At 68.8% G+C, this 16,557-nt stretch carries 15 protein-coding genes; 8 read left to right on the plus strand and 7 right to left on the minus strand.

Annotated elements, in window-relative coordinates; all coding sequences use genetic code 11:
- Nucleotides 1–237 precede the first annotated feature (237 nt).
- Complete coding sequence (locus tag ABTZ59_RS31660) at nt 238–1,548, plus strand: Nramp family divalent metal transporter (RefSeq protein WP_351421184.1); 1,311 nt, start codon at nt 238–240, stop codon at nt 1,546–1,548.
- 5 nt (nt 1,549–1,553) lie between these two features.
- Here ABTZ59_RS31660 and ABTZ59_RS31665 read toward each other — a convergent pair whose 3' ends face one another.
- From ABTZ59_RS31665 to ABTZ59_RS31695, 7 genes are all read right to left on the minus strand, one after another.
- On the minus strand, nt 1,554–3,419 hold the full coding sequence (locus ABTZ59_RS31665; RefSeq protein ID WP_351421194.1) for a tetratricopeptide repeat protein: 1,866 nt from the start codon (nt 3,417–3,419) through the stop codon (nt 1,554–1,556).
- 95 nt (nt 3,420–3,514) lie between these two features.
- Complete coding sequence (locus tag ABTZ59_RS31670) at nt 3,515–4,048, minus strand: hypothetical protein (protein WP_351421197.1); 534 nt, start codon at nt 4,046–4,048, stop codon at nt 3,515–3,517.
- Between the two features lie 220 nt (nt 4,049–4,268).
- The gene (locus ABTZ59_RS31675) at nt 4,269–5,981 is read right to left on the minus strand and encodes a chitinase (RefSeq protein WP_351421200.1); all 1,713 of its coding nucleotides are present in this window, start codon (nt 5,979–5,981) and stop codon (nt 4,269–4,271) included.
- A 247-nt stretch (nt 5,982–6,228) separates the two neighbouring features.
- The gene (locus tag ABTZ59_RS31680; protein WP_351421203.1) at nt 6,229–6,672 is read right to left on the minus strand and encodes a hypothetical protein; all 444 of its coding nucleotides are present in this window, start codon (nt 6,670–6,672) and stop codon (nt 6,229–6,231) included.
- 189 nt (nt 6,673–6,861) lie between these two features.
- A complete protein-coding gene (locus ABTZ59_RS31685) occupies nt 6,862–7,284 on the minus strand; it encodes a DUF3592 domain-containing protein (RefSeq protein ID WP_351421208.1) in 423 nt (140 codons plus the stop codon).
- Nucleotides 7,285–7,293: 9 nt separating this feature from the next.
- Complete coding sequence (locus ABTZ59_RS31690; RefSeq protein ID WP_351421213.1) at nt 7,294–7,920, minus strand: hypothetical protein; 627 nt, start codon at nt 7,918–7,920, stop codon at nt 7,294–7,296.
- 43 nt (nt 7,921–7,963) lie between these two features.
- Nucleotides 7,964–9,505 carry a hypothetical protein gene (locus tag ABTZ59_RS31695; RefSeq protein WP_351421218.1) on the minus strand — a complete coding sequence of 514 codons (1,542 nt, stop codon included), beginning with the start codon at nt 9,503–9,505 and terminating at the stop codon, nt 7,964–7,966.
- Nucleotides 9,506–9,898: 393 nt separating this feature from the next.
- Here ABTZ59_RS31695 and ABTZ59_RS31700 point away from each other — a divergent pair, with 393 nt between their 5' ends.
- The 7 genes from ABTZ59_RS31700 to ABTZ59_RS31730 all read left to right on the plus strand — a co-directional run bounded on the left by ABTZ59_RS31700 (nt 9,899) and on the right by ABTZ59_RS31730 (nt 16,543).
- Complete coding sequence (locus ABTZ59_RS31700) at nt 9,899–10,768, plus strand: hypothetical protein (RefSeq protein ID WP_351421221.1); 870 nt, start codon at nt 9,899–9,901, stop codon at nt 10,766–10,768.
- Nucleotides 10,769–11,106: 338 nt separating this feature from the next.
- Nucleotides 11,107–11,817: a Flp pilus assembly protein CpaB gene (cpaB, locus tag ABTZ59_RS31705; protein ID WP_351421224.1), complete on the plus strand. Its 711-nt coding sequence runs from the start codon at nt 11,107–11,109 to the stop codon at nt 11,815–11,817.
- Nucleotides 11,818–11,821: 4 nt separating this feature from the next.
- Nucleotides 11,822–13,078, plus strand: coding sequence for a CpaE/TadZ family protein (locus tag ABTZ59_RS31710; RefSeq protein ID WP_351421230.1), 1,257 nt, complete (start codon nt 11,822–11,824; stop codon nt 13,076–13,078).
- A 308-nt stretch (nt 13,079–13,386) separates the two neighbouring features.
- Nucleotides 13,387–13,707, plus strand: a complete 321-nt coding sequence (locus ABTZ59_RS31715) for a hypothetical protein (protein ID WP_351421233.1) — start codon at nt 13,387–13,389, stop codon at nt 13,705–13,707.
- A 2-nt stretch (nt 13,708–13,709) separates the two neighbouring features.
- Nucleotides 13,710–14,081 (plus strand): TadE/TadG family type IV pilus assembly protein, encoded by a 372-nt coding sequence (locus ABTZ59_RS31720; RefSeq protein ID WP_351421238.1) that lies wholly within the window; start codon nt 13,710–13,712, stop codon nt 14,079–14,081.
- An 89-nt stretch (nt 14,082–14,170) separates the two neighbouring features.
- Nucleotides 14,171–15,511 carry a TadA family conjugal transfer-associated ATPase gene (locus ABTZ59_RS31725; RefSeq protein ID WP_351421247.1) on the plus strand — a complete coding sequence of 447 codons (1,341 nt, stop codon included), beginning with the start codon at nt 14,171–14,173 and terminating at the stop codon, nt 15,509–15,511.
- 90 nt (nt 15,512–15,601) lie between these two features.
- Nucleotides 15,602–16,543 carry a type II secretion system F family protein gene (locus ABTZ59_RS31730; protein WP_351421254.1) on the plus strand — a complete coding sequence of 314 codons (942 nt, stop codon included), beginning with the start codon at nt 15,602–15,604 and terminating at the stop codon, nt 16,541–16,543.
- Nucleotides 16,544–16,557 lie beyond the last annotated feature (14 nt).

Consider the following 16,557-nt stretch of genomic DNA (forward strand, 5'->3'; position numbering starts at 1 on the left):
GCTGCTTGGTGTGTTGTGGGGGGGGCTTTTTGGGGTTGAGGGTGTTTTTTTTTAAAAATACTTTCGCGGGGGGGGGGGGGCCGCCCCCCCCCCCCCCCCCCCCCCCCCGACAGGACCGGGGCGGCGATCCCGGCTCCCGCCACCGAACCCTCACCGCAGGCCCTCTTGCGCGATCATCGTGACCCCGCTTTGGTGACTCGGGTCACGTACGGAGACAAGCGGGAGGCGACGACACGTATGGCAGACACCACGGACACCGGCACGAATGAGGCCGTCTCCCGTCCGCGCAAGTCGAGTTGGACGTATATCGGCCCCGGCATCGTCGTCGCGGCGACCGGCGTGGGCGCGGGCGATCTGGTCGCCACGCTCATCGCGGGCAGCAAGTTCGGCTACACCCTGATGTGGGCGGCGGTCATCGGCTGCGTCGTCAAGATCTCCCTCGCCGAGGCCACCGGCCGCTGGCATCTCGCCACCGGCCGCACGCTCTTCGAGGGCTGGCGCAGCCTGGGCCGCTGGACCACCGTGTATTTCGCGGGGTACGTCGTCGTCTGGGGCTTCGTCTACGGCGCCACGGCGATGTCCTCCAGCGCGCTCCCGATCGTCGCGCTCTTCCCGGACGGCCCGGGGCTCAAGACCTGGGCGGTCATCACGGGGCTGATCGGGCTCATCTTCGTCTGGTTCAACCAGTACGCCGTCTTCGAGCGGGTCATGACGGTCCTGATCGGCGTGATGTTCGTGGTCGTCATGTACGTCGCGGTCCGGGTCGCCCCCGACGTCGGCGCGAGCTTCGCGGGACTGCTCCCGGTCCTGCCGGACGGCTCACTGCTCTACACACTCGGCCTGATCGGCGGGGTGGGCGGCACGATCACCATGGCCGCGTACGGCTACTGGGTCAACGCGAAGGGGTGGACCAACACCGGCTGGATGAAGGTGATGCGCCTCGACAACCGGGTCGCGTATCTCACCACCGGCCTCTTCGTCGTCGCCATGCTGATCATCGGCGCCGAGCTGCTGCACTCCTCCCAGATCGCCCTGACCAAGGGCGACCGCGGTCTGATCGATCTCGGCGTGATCCTGGAGGACCGTTTCGGCGCGACCACCGCCAAGCTGTTCCTGATCGGCTTCTTCGCCACGTCGTTCTCGTCGCTCATCGGTGTCTGGCACGGCGTCAGCCTGATGTTCGCGGACTTCGTGGAACGGATCCGCAAGGACCGCGTGGGGGCGTCGGACGAGTCCAGGAAGACCACGGAGGAGGTCGCCGCCGGCGAGCGCGAACGCTCGGTGCCGTTCCGCGCGTATCTGCTCTGGCTGACCTTCCCGCCGATCTCGCTCCTCTTCCTGGACGAGCCGTTCGGCCTGGTGGTCGTCTACGGCGTGCTGGGCGCGTTCTTCATGCCGTTCCTGGCGCTGACGCTGGTGTGGCTGCTCAACTCCTCGCGCACGCCGAAGGAATGGCGGAACGGCGTCCTGAGCAATGTGATGCTGTCGGCGGCGGGGCTGCTGTTCGTGGTGCTGTGCGTGCAGCAGGTGCGGGACATTCCCTGGTAGGGGGTCTACGGCTCGTCCAGGGCCGCGTTGATGATGCTGAGCCACTTCTCCGTGGAGAGCGTGTCGGGGTGCTCGGGACCGAGTACGCGCCGCAGCGCGGCGAGTCCCGCGCCCATCTCGGCCGCCGCGAGGGCGTGGTCGCCTTGGTGGTGCAGGAGGGTGGCCAAGTTGTGGCGGGTGGTGAGGGTGGAGGGGTGGTTCTCGCCGAGGTTGTCCCGTTCGGTTCTGAGGATGTCCTCGTAGATGGCGCGCGCTTGGGCGAGGTGACCTTGGGCATGCAGGACGCGGGCCAGCTCGTGGTGTGTGGTGAGGGTGTCGGGGTGGTGTTCGCCGAGGGCGCTGCGCCGAGTGGAGAGGATGTCCTCGTAGATGGCGCGCGCCTGGTCGAGGTGGCCCTGGGAGTGCAGGACGACGGCGAGGTTGTGGTGTGTGGTGAGGGTGTCGGGGTGGTGTTCGCCGAGGGCGCCGCGCCGGGTGGTGAGGACGTCTTCGTAGATGGCGCGCGCCTGCTGGAGATGGCCTTGGTCGTCCAGGACGCTGGCAAGGGTGTGGCGGGACGTGAGGGTGACGGGGTGGTCTTCGCCGAGGATGCCGCCCAGCCGGGGCACGAGTTCTTCGAGCAGTCCTCTGGCCTGGCTCAGCTGTCCCTGGGCTGCCAGGCTCCGGGCCACCAGCTCGACCGCCAACCGGATCTCCAGGAAGAGCCGGTCGGCGTCCGAGCCCTCCTCGAAGGTCAGTGCGTGCACGGCATGCGGCGTGAGCGACGACCAGAGGGGCCATCGCTCCGCATCCTCCGGCATGCCCGCCTCGTCGCTCTCGGCGGCCTCGTCCAGCAGCCGCACATTCAGCGCGTACCTCCCCGGGCTCCGGTGCGCGTCCCGTACCAGTGGATGCAGGGTGACGGTCTCGACCCTGTCGGCATCCGCCTCGGTCAGGTCCACCAGCCCCAGTCCCGCCAGTGCCTGCAACGCGTCCCAGATCTCGGCGCCGCCCACACCCTCGAACGCCTCGTCCTCGCCCAGCACCGCGGGGTCGGCCAGGATCAACGGCACCGGCGCGTCGGCGAAGTTGGCCAGCACCTCCAGCAGCGGCCGTACGCATCGGTGTCCGCGCTCGGTCAGCAGGTCCAGGGACATCCGCCAGATGCCCGCCAGCGCGGTGGCCGTACCGGCGTGCGGGAACGCACCACCGTCGTCCAGCGACGCGCGGAACTCCGCGAAGGTCGCCGTCTCCCCGGCATCCCGGAAACGCGCCGGACGCTGCCCCACGGCCTCCAGGTAGCGGCCCACGGTGTTGAGCGCGAGCGGCAGCCCGCCCAGCCGACGGGCCAGTTCCGCCGCCTCCTCGCGGGAACCGGCGGTCGGGCCCGCCAGGCCCAGCAGGATGTCCGCGCCATGGCCGTCGCCGAGAGGCGTCAGCCGGTGCAGGACCGCGTGGGCCCCCCACGTCTGCGTCTGCCCGTCGCGGCTGGTGACCAGGACCAGCCCGTGCGGTGACCGGTGGGGACGTACGAGCCCCGTGCCCCCCGCGAGCCGCCCCGGGCCGTCCAGCAGCCGGGCGTCGTCGGCGTTGTCCACGACCAGCAGCCAGGGGTCGGTCAGCGCCGACAGGCGTCGCCAGAGCTGGTCGACCAGCCGGCCCCCGGTGATCTCCGGGTCCGGCACCCCGAGTTGGCGGGCGAGTGCGGTCAGGCCGCCCATCAACCGGGACGCGTCCTGGGCGCCGATCCACCAGACCTGGTCGGTCTCCCGCTGGAAGCGGTGGGCGAGGGACACGGCGACGCTCGTCTTACCGACCCCGCCCAGTCCCTGTACGACATGGACCCGCCCGGCGTCCACGCCGCGTACGGAGCTCTGGAGGCGGTCAAGCAACGCGTCCCTGCCCCTCAGGGCGCGCTGGGACGCCGAGCCGTGCGGCACCGCGAGAGTGATCTGGTCGCTCTCCCGCGTCGAGAAGCCGGAACCGGTCAGCCCTGGCCCGGCTCCGGCAACGGAGGGTTTACGGGGGCCGGTGCCGATCCCGTCGCGCCGTAGTAGTGGTTCGTGTTGTTGATGACGGCCGCCGTGCTGCCGCTGCCACTGCCCTTCACGTCCACCTTGTCAGTGGCGATCAAGGAGCCCGCGCCGCTGCTGGTGATGGTCGTCCCGCCCCCGGAGTTCAGCCCGGCCCGCAGCTCGTCACTGAACTCCCTGAGCTGCTGGGCGAGTTCCGCCCTCAGCTCCTCCGGCGCGGCCTCCAGTACGTCCACAAAGCGGTCTTCCCACCTGTCCGCCTGGCGCGTCTGGCCCGCCGCGTCCGCCCCGTCCAGCTCCACCGCCGTACGGTCCAGCCGCTCCAGCGTCACCCGTTCCAGCTCCGCGTTCCCGGAGCCCCGCCCGAACCAGCCCGCGACGCGCGTACGGAACGACTCCCATGCCTGCGTACCGGCGGCCGACGCCGCGCCCTCCACGACCGCGATCCCACCGGCCGCCGCTGCCGCCGTCACTGCCTCCGCCAACATGAATTCCCCGTATCCCCGAATCCGTATTCCCGAACCCCCTTGAATCCGGGGGTCCTTCCGGTCCTTCTTACCGCAATCGCTCCGGCGCCGGACACACGGCAGCGCCGTCGGGTGGGGTTCGACGGCGCTGCCGGCCCTGTGGGGGGCTCGGGGTGGTGGTGCGGACTACGGGTGCTACGGGACTAGCGGGCCTAGCGGGATTAGCGGGACTACGACGGGACTACGGGAGAGCGTGGACGTGCGGCCCGACCGCGTTGGACCAGGCGTTGCCCGCCGTCGCGTCCCAGTTGGTGGACCAGGTCATGGCGCCACGGATACCCGGGTAGGTCCTGGACGGCTTGAACGAGCCGCAGTTCGTGCCCCTGGCCAGGCAGTCCAGCGCGTTCTTCACGATGGACGGATCCACGTAGCCGCTGCCCGCGCCGCGCGTGGAGGCGGGGACGCCGAGGCCGACCTGTGAGGCGTCGAGTCCGCCTTCGAGCTGGATGCAGGCGAGGGCGGTGAGGAAGTCGACGGAGCCCTGGGAGTAGACCTTGCCGTCGCAGCCGAGCATGGAACCGCTGTTGTAGTACTGCATGTTGACGACCGTGAGGATGTCCTTCACGTTCAGCGCGGTCTTGAAGTACTCGCCGGCCGTCGACTGCATGTCGATGGTCTGCGGCGCCATCGTCAGCACCATGCCCGCGCCCGCCTTCGCGGACAGCTGACGCAGAGCCTTTGTCATATAGGTGGAGTTGAGACCGTTCTCCAGGTCGATGTCGACGCCGTTGAAGCCGTACTCCTGCATCAGGGCGTAGGCGCTGTCGGCGAAGGCGGTGGCAGAGGCGTCGCTGTTGACGGAGATGGTGCCCTTCTCGCCGCCGACAGAGATGATCACCGACTTGCCCGCGGCCTTCTTCGCGGCGATGTCCGCCTTGAAGTCGGCGACCGAGGCGTAGCCGACGGCCGGGTCGAGGTTGAAGGTGATCTGACCGGGCGTGGTCGTCGCGTCGGCGAACGAGACGGCGATGATGTCGTACTGCGACTGCACGTCACGGAGCTTCTGGACGGCGGCGCCGTTGTTGAAGTTCTGCCAGTAGCCGGTCACCGCGTGCTTCGGCACGGCCGGGTTGCCCGGGTTGCCGCCGCCCTGGGCGGTCCTGCCGGTGACGGTCGCGGACTTCGCGGACTCACCGGCCGCGTTGGTGGCGGTCACCTGGAAGTCGTAGGAGGTGTCCGCGGCCAGCCCCGTCACGGTCGAGGAAGTGCCGCTCGCCGACTGGACCTTCGTACCGCCCCGGTAGACGTTGTAGCCGCTCGCGCCGGACACCGCGCTCCAGTTGAGGGTCACGGAGGACGAGGTCACCGACCCGACCGCCAGCCCGGAGGGCGCGCCCGGGATCTGGGGCTCGGGATCGCCGCCCCCGCCGCCGTCGGGGCCGAAGACGGACACGTCGTCGGCGTAGTAGGCGCTCTGCCCGTACCAGCCATGGGTGTAGACGGTCACGGACCTGGTCGAGGCGCCGGTCCTGAAGGTGGTGGTGAGCTGCTTCCAGCCGGAGCTGTCCGGCGTCCAGGTCGACACATCGGTGGTGCCGGTGCCCTCGGCCCCGAGGTACACATATCCGCCCTGGACCCAGGCGCTCAGGGTGTACGTCGAGTTGGGCTGTACGGCGACCGCTTGGACGCACTTGGCGTTGTCCTGGCCTGCGGGGGCCGCCCGGAGCGCGGCGGCGCCCGTGTGCACGGGGGATCCGACGGTGGTCCCGCTGCCCGCGGAGCAGGTCCAGTTGCTGAGCCCGGACTCGAAGCCCGCGTTCTTGGCCACATTGATGTCCGCGGCCTGCGCGGTGCCGGTGAGCCCGGTCAGGCTCAGCGCGCCGGCGGCCAGCACGGCCACCGTCCCGCCGATCCAGGTTCTGATACGTCCTCTGCCGCCTGGTGCGCGTTCCACTTGCTGCCTCCGGCTGGGGTTGGGGGATGGAGGTACGTGAGAGGGGGAACGGTGGCCACCGTCGGGCGTAAAACTGGTCCAGACCAATCAAGTTGTCAAGACCTCTGGCAGCGGGTCGTATACGGAGGGGCGGCGGCAGTGCCCCGGAATCCGGCCCTCCACGCGTCAGCCCTCCGGAGCCGGCCTCTCACGTCGGTCCCCGGACATCAGTCCTCCGGAGCCGGCCTCCCACGTCGGTCCCCGGACATCAGTCCTCCTGGAGCCGTTCCACCACGTAACCGGTCACGCACCCGACCACCAGCACCGCGTTCGACATCAGCAGCCCCTCGGCCGCCAGGTCGTCCCACTGGAGCGAAAGGTTGAGGGCCTGCGCGGCCACCGGCACGGTCAGGACCGCCGTCAGATGCTGCGCCGTGGCGTCGCGGAACGGGTCCCGGTGGGCGCGTCCCGATGCCCAGGCGGCGACGGCGATGCAGGTGGCGTTCGGCAGATGGATCAGCAGCAGGCGGCCGAGGAACGTCTCCAGCTTCTCGTCCGAGACCAGGTGGTCGTAGACCAGCGTGGCCTGGAGATACTCCGTGATGAGCAGCATGACGATGCCGGCCGCCCAGGCACGCACGATCGCGAGGACCGGCGCACCGCCTCCGTCGCCCCGGCGTGCGGGCGCCCTCGGGTAGTCGTACCGCGTCATCGCCTCTCGCCTCCGAACGGATGGGTGAACAGATCGCCGTGCATCAAATCCCCGTGCTTCAGATCGTTTTCGCTGTTTGATTTCCAGGACCCGGGGGTCGTGGTGCTCCCGGTCGGGTGCCCCCGGTCGGGTGCCCCCGGATGGGCGCCTCATATCGCCCTGATGTGTCTCGGCTCGCCGTGACGCGCCTCAGATCACGGTGAACACCAGCACCGCCGCGAAGCAGGCCGCCGCCAGTCCGCACCCGGTGACCAGCAGTAGGTACTGCGCCACCGGTGACCAGTTGCCGCGCCCCGCGACCGTCGCGGTGCGCTCGGGGGCCGCCGGATCGTAGGCCACCGTGACCCGCGTACCCACGCTCACCGCGCCGGTCGCCAGATCCTCGAACTCGACGCTCCGCCCGTCCGGGGCGCGGAAGGAGAAGACGTACCGGCGCGCGTCCGAGCGGTTGTACGGCTCGCTCTCGATCCGTACGCAGGTGCCCGGAGCCCGCCCGCCCGCCCGGAGCGCGCGTGCCACCGCCGCGAGCCGCCGGGCGTAGTGGGCCGCCAGCCAGCCGAACAGCAGGGTCATGCCCCCGAAGAAGACCTGGTCACCGCCTGGGATGTCCATGACAGCCGCCTACTTGAGCGTGATCGAGTCGATGATCTTCGTGAGGTCGCCGTCGCCGAGTCTCCCCTTGGCCGCGTCGACCCTTACCGCGTAGGACGTGTTCGCGGAGTCCAGCCCCGCGACGATCATGCCCTTGATCCGGGAGCCCTTCTCGGTGAACTCGAAGTCGATGCGTCTGGCCTCCGTCCTGCCCTCGGGACCGGCGACCTCGATCTCCCGCTGCTTGCCGAGCGTCGAGCCGAGGGCTATGCCCGCCTCGGCACCGATCGCCGCCTCCTCCACCGAGTCCGCGTTGGTGAAGTCCAGCTGGACGGTGATCATCCCGATGTCCTTGCCGCCCTCCGCGAGCGTCGCCGCCGCCGCGTTGTACTCGCTCCGCTCACCGGCGCCCTGCGGGGTGAAGGCGGGCGGGTGGGCGACCGTGACCGACGAGGTCGTGAGCGTGCCCCAGCCCTCGGGCACCACGCCGGCCGTCGCCTCCGTACCGCACCCGGCCACGAGCGCGACGACGGCGACGACGGCGGCGGAGGCGGCGCGGCCGGCGGGCCACCGGAAGGCCTTCCCGCTGTTCGGGCCGGTCCGGGCGGTCGGGCCGGTCTGGGCGGTCTGGGCGCTCGGAGTGGTCGGGGTGGTCATGGCGGGTGTCCTCATGGCTGGTGTGCTCCTGTCGCCGGCCGGGTCAGTTCGCACAGTAGCTGTACGGGAGGTAGGTGCGGCTGTCCCCATGGGGTGCCCCCAGGAACTGCGCCTTGTCGAGCGTCTCCTCCTTCTTCTCGGTGGAGACCGAGAAGCCGAGGCTGAGCCCCAGGTTCAGTTCGAAGCCGTACTCCGCGGCCTGGGTCTGCCCGGTGTAGTTCGTCCGGCTGGAGAGCCCCTCGTCGAAGAGCAGCCGACCGAACGGATCGTCCGCGCCGGGGCGCTTCGTCGGCGCGTGGTCGTCGAACATGTAGGTGAAGGGCGCGGCGTTGTCGCCGTGACCGTCCAGCCACTCCTGGGCGATCCGGCGCTGCTTGTCACCGTCGGAGCCCGGCGGGATGACCACCGAGTTGGTGACGACCTCGATACCGGTGGACCCGTCGGTGCCCTTCGCCCCGCCGCTGCCGCCGCGCTTGTCGTCGCCGCTCTTCCCGTTGTCCCCGCCGGCCTTCGCGCCGTCCTTCGTGGCGCCCTTCTCGACCGTACGGGTCATGTCGATGCGCAGCAGCTCACCGGTCTTCTTGTCGTGCGTGACGGTGATCGTGCCGGTCTGGGTGGTGGACGCGGAGGACTCCCCGCTGAGGGGCCCGGCCTCGTACCCGACCTTGCCGCCGTACTCGATCGCCGCGCTGTACGTGTACGCCTTCGTGCCCTTGAAATTGTTGTCGGTCCAGGTCACCTCGGGCGAGAACTTGAAGTTCCCGCCGAGGGTGGCGCTCAGCTTCTTCTCGTCACCCGCGGAGAGCTTGAGCCCGCCCGCCGCGCTGGCCTCCAGGCCGACCTTGCCGTAGCTGATGTGGCGGTTGCCGAGCTTCTCCTCGATCCGGTCGCGCAGCTCCTCCTCCTTGGCCATCGGGCCCTTGCCGAAGAGATAGAGGATGCTGTTGCCGAGGCCGCCGCCGCGCGCGTTGGCGTTGCGATTGGCCAGCTCGTACGTCTTGAGTTCCTCGATGTCGTCACGGAACGACTTGGCCTGCTCCTCGCTGTCGAAGACCCAGGTGTCGCCGTTGGTGACCTTGATCCCGGCGCCGAGCTCGACCTTGTCCGCGCCGAACTTGCCTATCTTCGCGCCCGGTTTCCAGTCCTTCTTGGCGGCGACGGAGGCGGCGTCGGTGAACGTCATCATGACCTGCTGGTCGTTCACGTCGACCTTGCCGTCCTTGTTGAGGTCCTTGTTGGACTGGAACGTCGTCTGCTGGAAGCCGTACTCCTCGCCCCACTCGATGAACAGGACCTTCGCCTTGGCCCCCGCCTTGTCGGTGACCGAGGAGATCTGACAGAGCGGCGGCTCGTAATCGGCGTCGGTCCTGGGCGCGGACTGGTTCTGCCCTCCGCCGCCGCCCGCGTCGCAGGGGCCGCTGAAGGTGATCAGACAGCGCAGCCCGTCGGCGAGGGTCTGGTCGACTCCCGTACCGACCAGTGCCCCGACGACCGCCGCCACGACCACGATCACGCCCGCGTACTCGGTGGCCGTTGCCCCTCGGTCCCGCCCGTGGCCCGATGGCCTGCGCGTCCGGCGTCTCATCCAGTGATACGCCGGGAGGCCCGTTGGGCGTCCCCTCCGCCATCTCATCGGCCCGTCCCCCTCCGTGACCGAGTGCCTTTCGCACGCGGAATCGGAAAGGGAGCGTACGGGCGCGGGTCTTGCCCGTTCGTGGGTCCGTGGGCCCAACTCGGGCCCAAAGCCGAGCGATTGGATGCGGAATTCGACGAAATGGAATATTACTTGAAACGGCAGTGAACAGCTGACTGCTTCGCCCGGCTTTGCCGGAGGGAGCCGCCCGCACCCTTGGCATCGTCATCTGATAGGTGTTCTCTGCGCAGTACGAGGTGGATAAAGTGCTGAAGCAGAAGCGCCCAGCAGGGGAGAACTGCGGCCGTCGGGACTCCGGCGGCCGGAGCCGAACGGGGAACCAGCGTGCCGACCGCGATTGCTGTCACCAGTCCTGATCTGGTGCTACCACCGACGGACCAGCAGACGCCGACCGCGGCGCTGCTCCAGTCACCCGACGCCCAGCCACTGGACGCCGCGCTCGCCGACACACAGGTCCTCGTGGAGCAGCACGGCTATGTCGTGGCGCTCTATCCCGCGTCGATCACGGCGGCTCATGAACGACGACTGCACACCGTCCGGTCGGTTCTGGAAACCGACCGGATCGCGCTCCTCAAGCTTGATCTGCCGCCGCTCGGCGTGGCCGTACTCGTGCGCCAGCTGCGACAATTGTCCATCTGTGACTTCAGTGCCGGAATCGTCGCTTCCGCGGCCCGGCTGCTCTCGCACTACATCTACGCCGGAGCGCTCCTCAACTCCGTGACCAGGCTCGACCGGGTGCCCGTGAGCCTCAAGACCCATGCGAAGTCCTGGGTGCCCGGGTCCCAGTTCGGGGTGCTCGCCAACCCGACGCCCCAACTGATCAAGATCGGCGGGTCCGGTGAACTGACCGGCCCCGACTTCGGGACCCAACTCATCGTCGCCAAGGGGCAGTCGCAATCCGACTGGGTGACCAAGACCCTCGCGCCCGCGTGGCGGGTCCAGGGCATCCAGGAGAGCGCCCTCCCGGCCGATTCACCGCGCTGGTGGGGAACTTCCAAGATGGTCGAGTTCGCCGCCTTTCTGCCTGATATTTCCGTGCTCTATCAGCTGGTCTCCTCCGTACGAAGAGAGGTGTGTTCCTGGTGCGGTATCGAACTCATAGGTGACCGCTGCGGATTCTGTTCCGCTCCGCTCGCGCCGCCGGAGAACCAAATGGGCGCGGCGGGTGTCTTGAAGCAGGGAACATCCACCTAGGGTCTTTCGTTCGGATCGGGCTGGGACCCCAGCAAGATCCACACGAGAGGCCCTTGATCACCTGGACGGAACGCCACGCGCAACGTCGCGCGCGACCGGAAGCGCTCTCTACGCGCCCCGCCGGCACCGGGGTTCCGTCTCCTCCCCCGACTCCAGATACCCCCCGACCCGACGTCCGACTCCTCACTCAGACTTCACGCACCGACCGCACACTCGGCCTTCGCAATCGGCTCGAACCCAGAGCCCCCCACACCGAGTGTTCACACCCCGCCCCCATCGTCACGTCCCTCACACTCACGTCCCTCACACTCACGTCACCGAACGAGGTTGTACCGCTCATGAATTCACGGCAACGCCGCGGCGTCATACTCCTTCTTCTCTCGGTCCTCTGCGCCTTCGCCGCGTTCGCCGGTGTCCTGTCCGTGATAAGCGACGTGAATTCGAAGGTCGGACCCGAAGTGGACGCGTACCGCCTGAAGGCGGATGTCGCTCCGTACACCCCGCTCAACGAGGGCCAGTTCGAGAAGATCAGCATGCCCAAGCGCTGGCTCTCCGAGAACGCGGTGACCGATCTGGCCGTCGTCAACGGAAAGATCGCCGTCACCCAGCTCAAGCAGGGCTCGCTCCTTCAGGACGACATGATCGTCAATCGGCCCGCGCTCGCCAATGACGAGCAGGAGATCGCGATCATGATCGACGCGTCGACCGGTGTCGCCGGGAAGATCCTCCCCGGCGACCTGGTGAACATCTTCGCGACCTTCGCCGGCGACAGCCGGGACGCCGCCGCCGAGTCCCGGATCATCGTCCCCAACGCCAAGGTCCTCGACGTCGGCAAGCTCACCGCGCTACAGCCCGACGAGAGCAGCAGCAGCCGCAGCGCGGCCACCAAAGCTGTCCCGATCACCTTCGCGCTGAAGACCAAGGACGCCCAGCGCGTCGCGTACGCCGAGTCCTTCGCGAAGCACGTACGCCTCGCGCTCCTCGCCGACGGCAGCCCCACCACGCTGCGCCCGGGGGAGAACACCTACACCCTCGAAGGGGACAAGTAAGGGCATGAGCACCAGAATCCTGCCGGTAGTCGGGGACGCCGATGCCGCCCGGTCCATCACGACGCTGCTCAGCCAGCTCCCCGACGCCGAGCCGGCCGCACCTGTCGGTGACTCCACCTCGCTGATCGACACCCTGGCCAGGCTGGCCGCCGAGTCGATCGACGAACTGCCGGAAGTGGTCCTGGTCCATGAGCGGATCGGTCCGGTACCGGCGCTCGAACTGATCCGGGAAGTGGCCCTGCGCTTCCCGGCGGTCGGGGTCATCCTCGTCACCACGGACGCCGGTCCCGGCCTCTTCGCGGCCGCCATGGACTCCGGCGCCCGCGGTCTGGTCGGGCTGCCGCTCTCGTACGAGGAACTCGCCCAGCGCGTACAGGCGGCGGCGGCCTGGTCGGTGGGGGTACGACGCCATCTCGGCCAGGGCGCGGACGTGTTCACCGGCCCCGGCGGTACGGTCATCACGGTCAGCGGCGCGAAGGGCGGCGTCGGTACGACCATGGTCGCCGTCCAACTGGCGCTGGCGGCACGGGCGTCCGGCATGAACACCGCACTCGCCGACCTCGACCTCCAGGCCGGCGACATCGCCTCCTACCTCGATGTGCAGTTCCGGCGGTCGATCGTGGACCTCGCCTCCATCCAGGACATATCCCCCCGGGTGCTCCAGGACGCGATCTACCTCCACCCGAGCGGGATAGGGATGCTGCTGGCGCCGGGGGAGGGGGAGCGCGGCGAAGAGGTCAACGAACGGTCCGTACGGCAGATCGTCAGCGCGCTGCGCAACCGCTACGAAGTCGTCGTCATCGACTGCGGCACCCAGATGAACAGCGCCAACGCCGCGGCGATCGAGATGGCCGACACCACCCTGCTGCTGACGACCCCCGATGTGGTGTCGGTCCGGGCGGCCAAGCGCATGGTGCGGCTGTGGGACCGGCTCCAGATCCGCAAGGCGGAGGAGACCGTGATAGTCGTCAACCGCCATATGCGCAACACCGAGATCCAGCCGCCGCTGATCGAACGGATCACCGGCACCCGCGTCGCGCGGGTGACGATCCCGGCCAACTTCAAGGAGCTTCAGGCCGCCGTCGACGCGGGCCGGATGCAGGACCTGGAGTCCAAGTCCACGGTGAAGCAGGCGATGTGGGGGCTGGCCGGGGAACTGGGACTGGTGAAAGCGCCCGAAGGCGGCGAGAAGAACACGAAGCTCAAGGGAGACCGCGGATCGGTCGGGGTCCTGCGCGGACGACCGAGGCAGCAGGACTGATGAACTCAGCACGACCGATGAGGGCAGCCCACCAGCCGGAGGGGGAGCGTTGACGCATGAGTGTCCCAAGAACAGGAACAGGAATACGACGATACGGAGAGGGCCCGGCCACGCGGCCGGGCACTCTGCCGGACGGCACGCGCTCGCGCGCTGAGCGGCGGCGCCGCCGGGAGGACGGGCCGCGCGGTGCGCGCCCGCACAAGGTGCGCGGTGCGTGGCCGCACAGGGCGCGCGGTGCGTGGCCGCACAGGGCGCGCGGTGCGTGGCCCTGTGACGACCGGGGGCAGGTCGCCATCGAGTTCGCCGGCATGGTCCCGATCATTCTGGGCACGGTGATCCTGCTCTGGCAGGCCGCGCTGGTCGGCTACACCTTCTCGCTGGCGGGGAACGCGGCGGACGAGGCGGTGCGGGCGTACACGGTCACCGCCGGGACCGAGTCGGGCCACGAGGCCTGCGAGCAAGCCGGGGCCGAGCACCTTCCCGGGGCCTGGAACGCCGACATTCGTTGCCAGGGCGACGGCGAGGATCTGGTGAAGGCCGAGGTCGACCTCGAAGTGCCGGTGCTCTTCCCCGGCTTCAACATCCCGATCACCGTCCCGGGCCATGCCTCGGCCGTAAGGGAGAGCTGATCATGGTGAAGCGCACAGCGCGCGAAGGGCGCGACCGGGGACAGGTCGCCCTCGAATACGTCGGCGTCATCAGTCTGTTGATCGTGGTCGCCATCATCGCGATCCAGCTCGGGATGGCCGCGTACGCCGTACAGCAGGCGAATACGGCGGCACGTGCGGCAGCCCGCGCCGAGACGTACAACGAGGCGACCATGGACTACCAGGAAGCCGGCCGGGCGTCGATGAGCGACTGGCTGGCCGAGGGGACTGAATTCCGCAAGGAGAGGAACGGCGACGAGGTGACGATCACCGCGGAGGTCACGATCCCGGCCATCCTGCCCGACATCCTCGATCTCGGTGAGGCCAAGAGGAGCGTCACCATGCCCCTCGACTGACCCGCCCGTCCGGCCGTACGCCGGTCACGGACGTAACGCATCACCACCGCACCACCCGAGCACACCAGCAGAACCTGGGAGTTGAGGACATGAGCCTGCGGGCGCGCATCAACAGCCCCGAGCCGACGAACGGGCAGAGCGAGGAGAATCTCCTCGTCGGGGTCTACCGCGCCAAGCTCCTGGAGGAGATCGACCTCGCCGAGATGTCCGCGCTCGCCGCGGCCGAGCGTCGGGCTCGTCTGGAGCGGGTCCTGAGCCACATCATCAGCAGGGAGGGCCCGGTCCTCTCCACCATCGAGCGGTCCCAGCTCATCCGCCGGGTCGTCGACGAGGCCCTCGGCCTCGGCATCCTGGAGCCCCTGCTCGAAGACGCCTCCATCAGCGAGATCATGGTGAACGGCGCGGACCAGGTCTTCGTCGAGCGTGGCGGCCGGCTGGAGCAGCTGCCGATGCGGTTCACCTCCAACGAGCAGCTGATGCAGACCATCGAGCGCATCGTCTCCACGGTCAACCGCCGGGTGGACGAGGCGAATCCGATGGTCGACGCCCGACTGCCGTCCGGTGAGCGTGTGAACGTGATCATTCCGCCGCTCTCGCTGACCGGCCCCATCCTCACCATCCGGCGATTCCCCAGGGCCTTCACTCTCCAGGAGATGATCAGCCTCGGTTCGCTGGACGAGCAGATGATGATCCTGCTGGCCGGTCTGGTGCGCGCGAAGTTCAATGTGATCGTCTCCGGGGCCACCGGTACCGGGAAGACGACGTTGCTCAACTCCCTCTCCGGACTCATCCCCGACGGCGAGCGCATCGTCACCATCGAGGACTCCGCCGAGCTCCAGCTCCAGCAGTCCCATGTGATCACCCTGGAGAGCCGCCCCTCGAACGTGGAGGGCAAGGGCCAGGTCACCATCCGCGACCTCGTACGCAACTCCCTGCGTATGCGCCCCGACCGCATCATCGTCGGTGAGGTCCGCGGCGGCGAGACGCTCGACATGCTCCAGGCGATGTCCACCGGTCACGACGGCTCGCTCGCCACCGTCCACGCCAACAACGCCGAGGACGCGCTGATGCGACTCCAGACCCTCGCCTCCATGTCGGAGGTCGAGATCCCGTTCGTGGCGATCAAGGACCAGATCAACAGCGCCGTCGATGTCATCGTGCAGCTCACCCGGCACGCCGACGGCTCCCGCCGGGTGACCGAGATCGCCATCGTGGACTCGCACGGCCGCGAGGAGTACCGGATCGTCTCCGTCTGCCGCTTCATCGCCCAGCCCATGTCTCCGGACGGGCGGGTGCACGGGGAGTTCGAGTACTACCCGCTGCCCCGCAGGATCGCCGAACGCCTCCACCTGAAGAGCGAACCCGTACCGCCGGCCTTCGGGACCGCGGAGTCGGAGGCGGAACTGGCCGTGCGGAAGACGGCGGCCTGACAGCACACGAAGCACACCGCACCACGTCCCTGCCGACCCCACCCAGAGCCCCAGAGCCCTCCCCGTCCATCGAGAAGGTCCCCGCACGACATGGATAATCTCCCGCTCCTGACGATCGGTGTCACACTGCTCACGTGTGTGCTCGCGGTCATCGGCGTGCACGTTTACTCGTCGGGCAAGGCCCAGCGGGAGGCGCTCGTCGACCGTATGTCCCAAACGGGACAGATCGCGAACGTGATCGGCCGGCGCCGTCGATTCGTCGCTCTCGACCGCCGACTGCGTACCACCAAGCTGGGCAAGCGCACCGAACACAAAATCGCCGCCACCGGCCTCGATCTGACACCGGGCGAGTACATCGTCTACGTGATCGCCGGTCTGCTCGGCCTGTACTTCGTGATCGGCGCGATATTCGCGCCGTTCTTCGGTGTGCTCGCGGCGCTGATCGGTGTCTGGGGCGGCAACGCCTTCCTCAACTGGCAGCGCACCAAGCGCACGGAAGCCTTCATCGGCCAGCTGCCCGAGCTGACCCGTGTGCTCGCCAACGCCACCCAGGCCGGCCTGGCGATGCGTACCGCCCTTGAGATGGCTGCCGAGGAGCTCGACGACCCCGCGGGCGAGGAGCTTCGCCGGGTCGCCGACCAACTCGCCCTCGGGCAGACCATGGACGACGCACTCGGCGAACTCGCCGACCGCCTTCCGTCCCGCGAACTGGTCGTCCTCGTCACCACACTGGTGCTCTCCAGCCGGGCCGGCGGCCAGGTGGTCACCTCCCTGCGCAACCTCACCGAGACCCTGGAGGAACGCAAGGAGACCCGGCGCGAGGTCACGACGATGCTGTCCCAGGTCAAAGTCACCGCTCTCGCGGTCCCTCTACTCGGCCTCGGCTTTCTGCTGATGATCAACGCCACGACGCCGGGCGCGCTGGACAAGATGACCGGCTCGGCGCTGGGGCAGATCGGCACCGGCATCGCCTTCGCCATGTACGCGGTCGGCTATCTCCTGATCGGGCGACTGTCCCGGGTCCAGGTCTGAGGCGGGAGAGGACA

This window comes from Streptomyces sp. NPDC094034, from assembly GCF_040303865.1.
Lineage (GTDB): Bacteria > Actinomycetota > Actinomycetes > Streptomycetales > Streptomycetaceae > Streptomyces.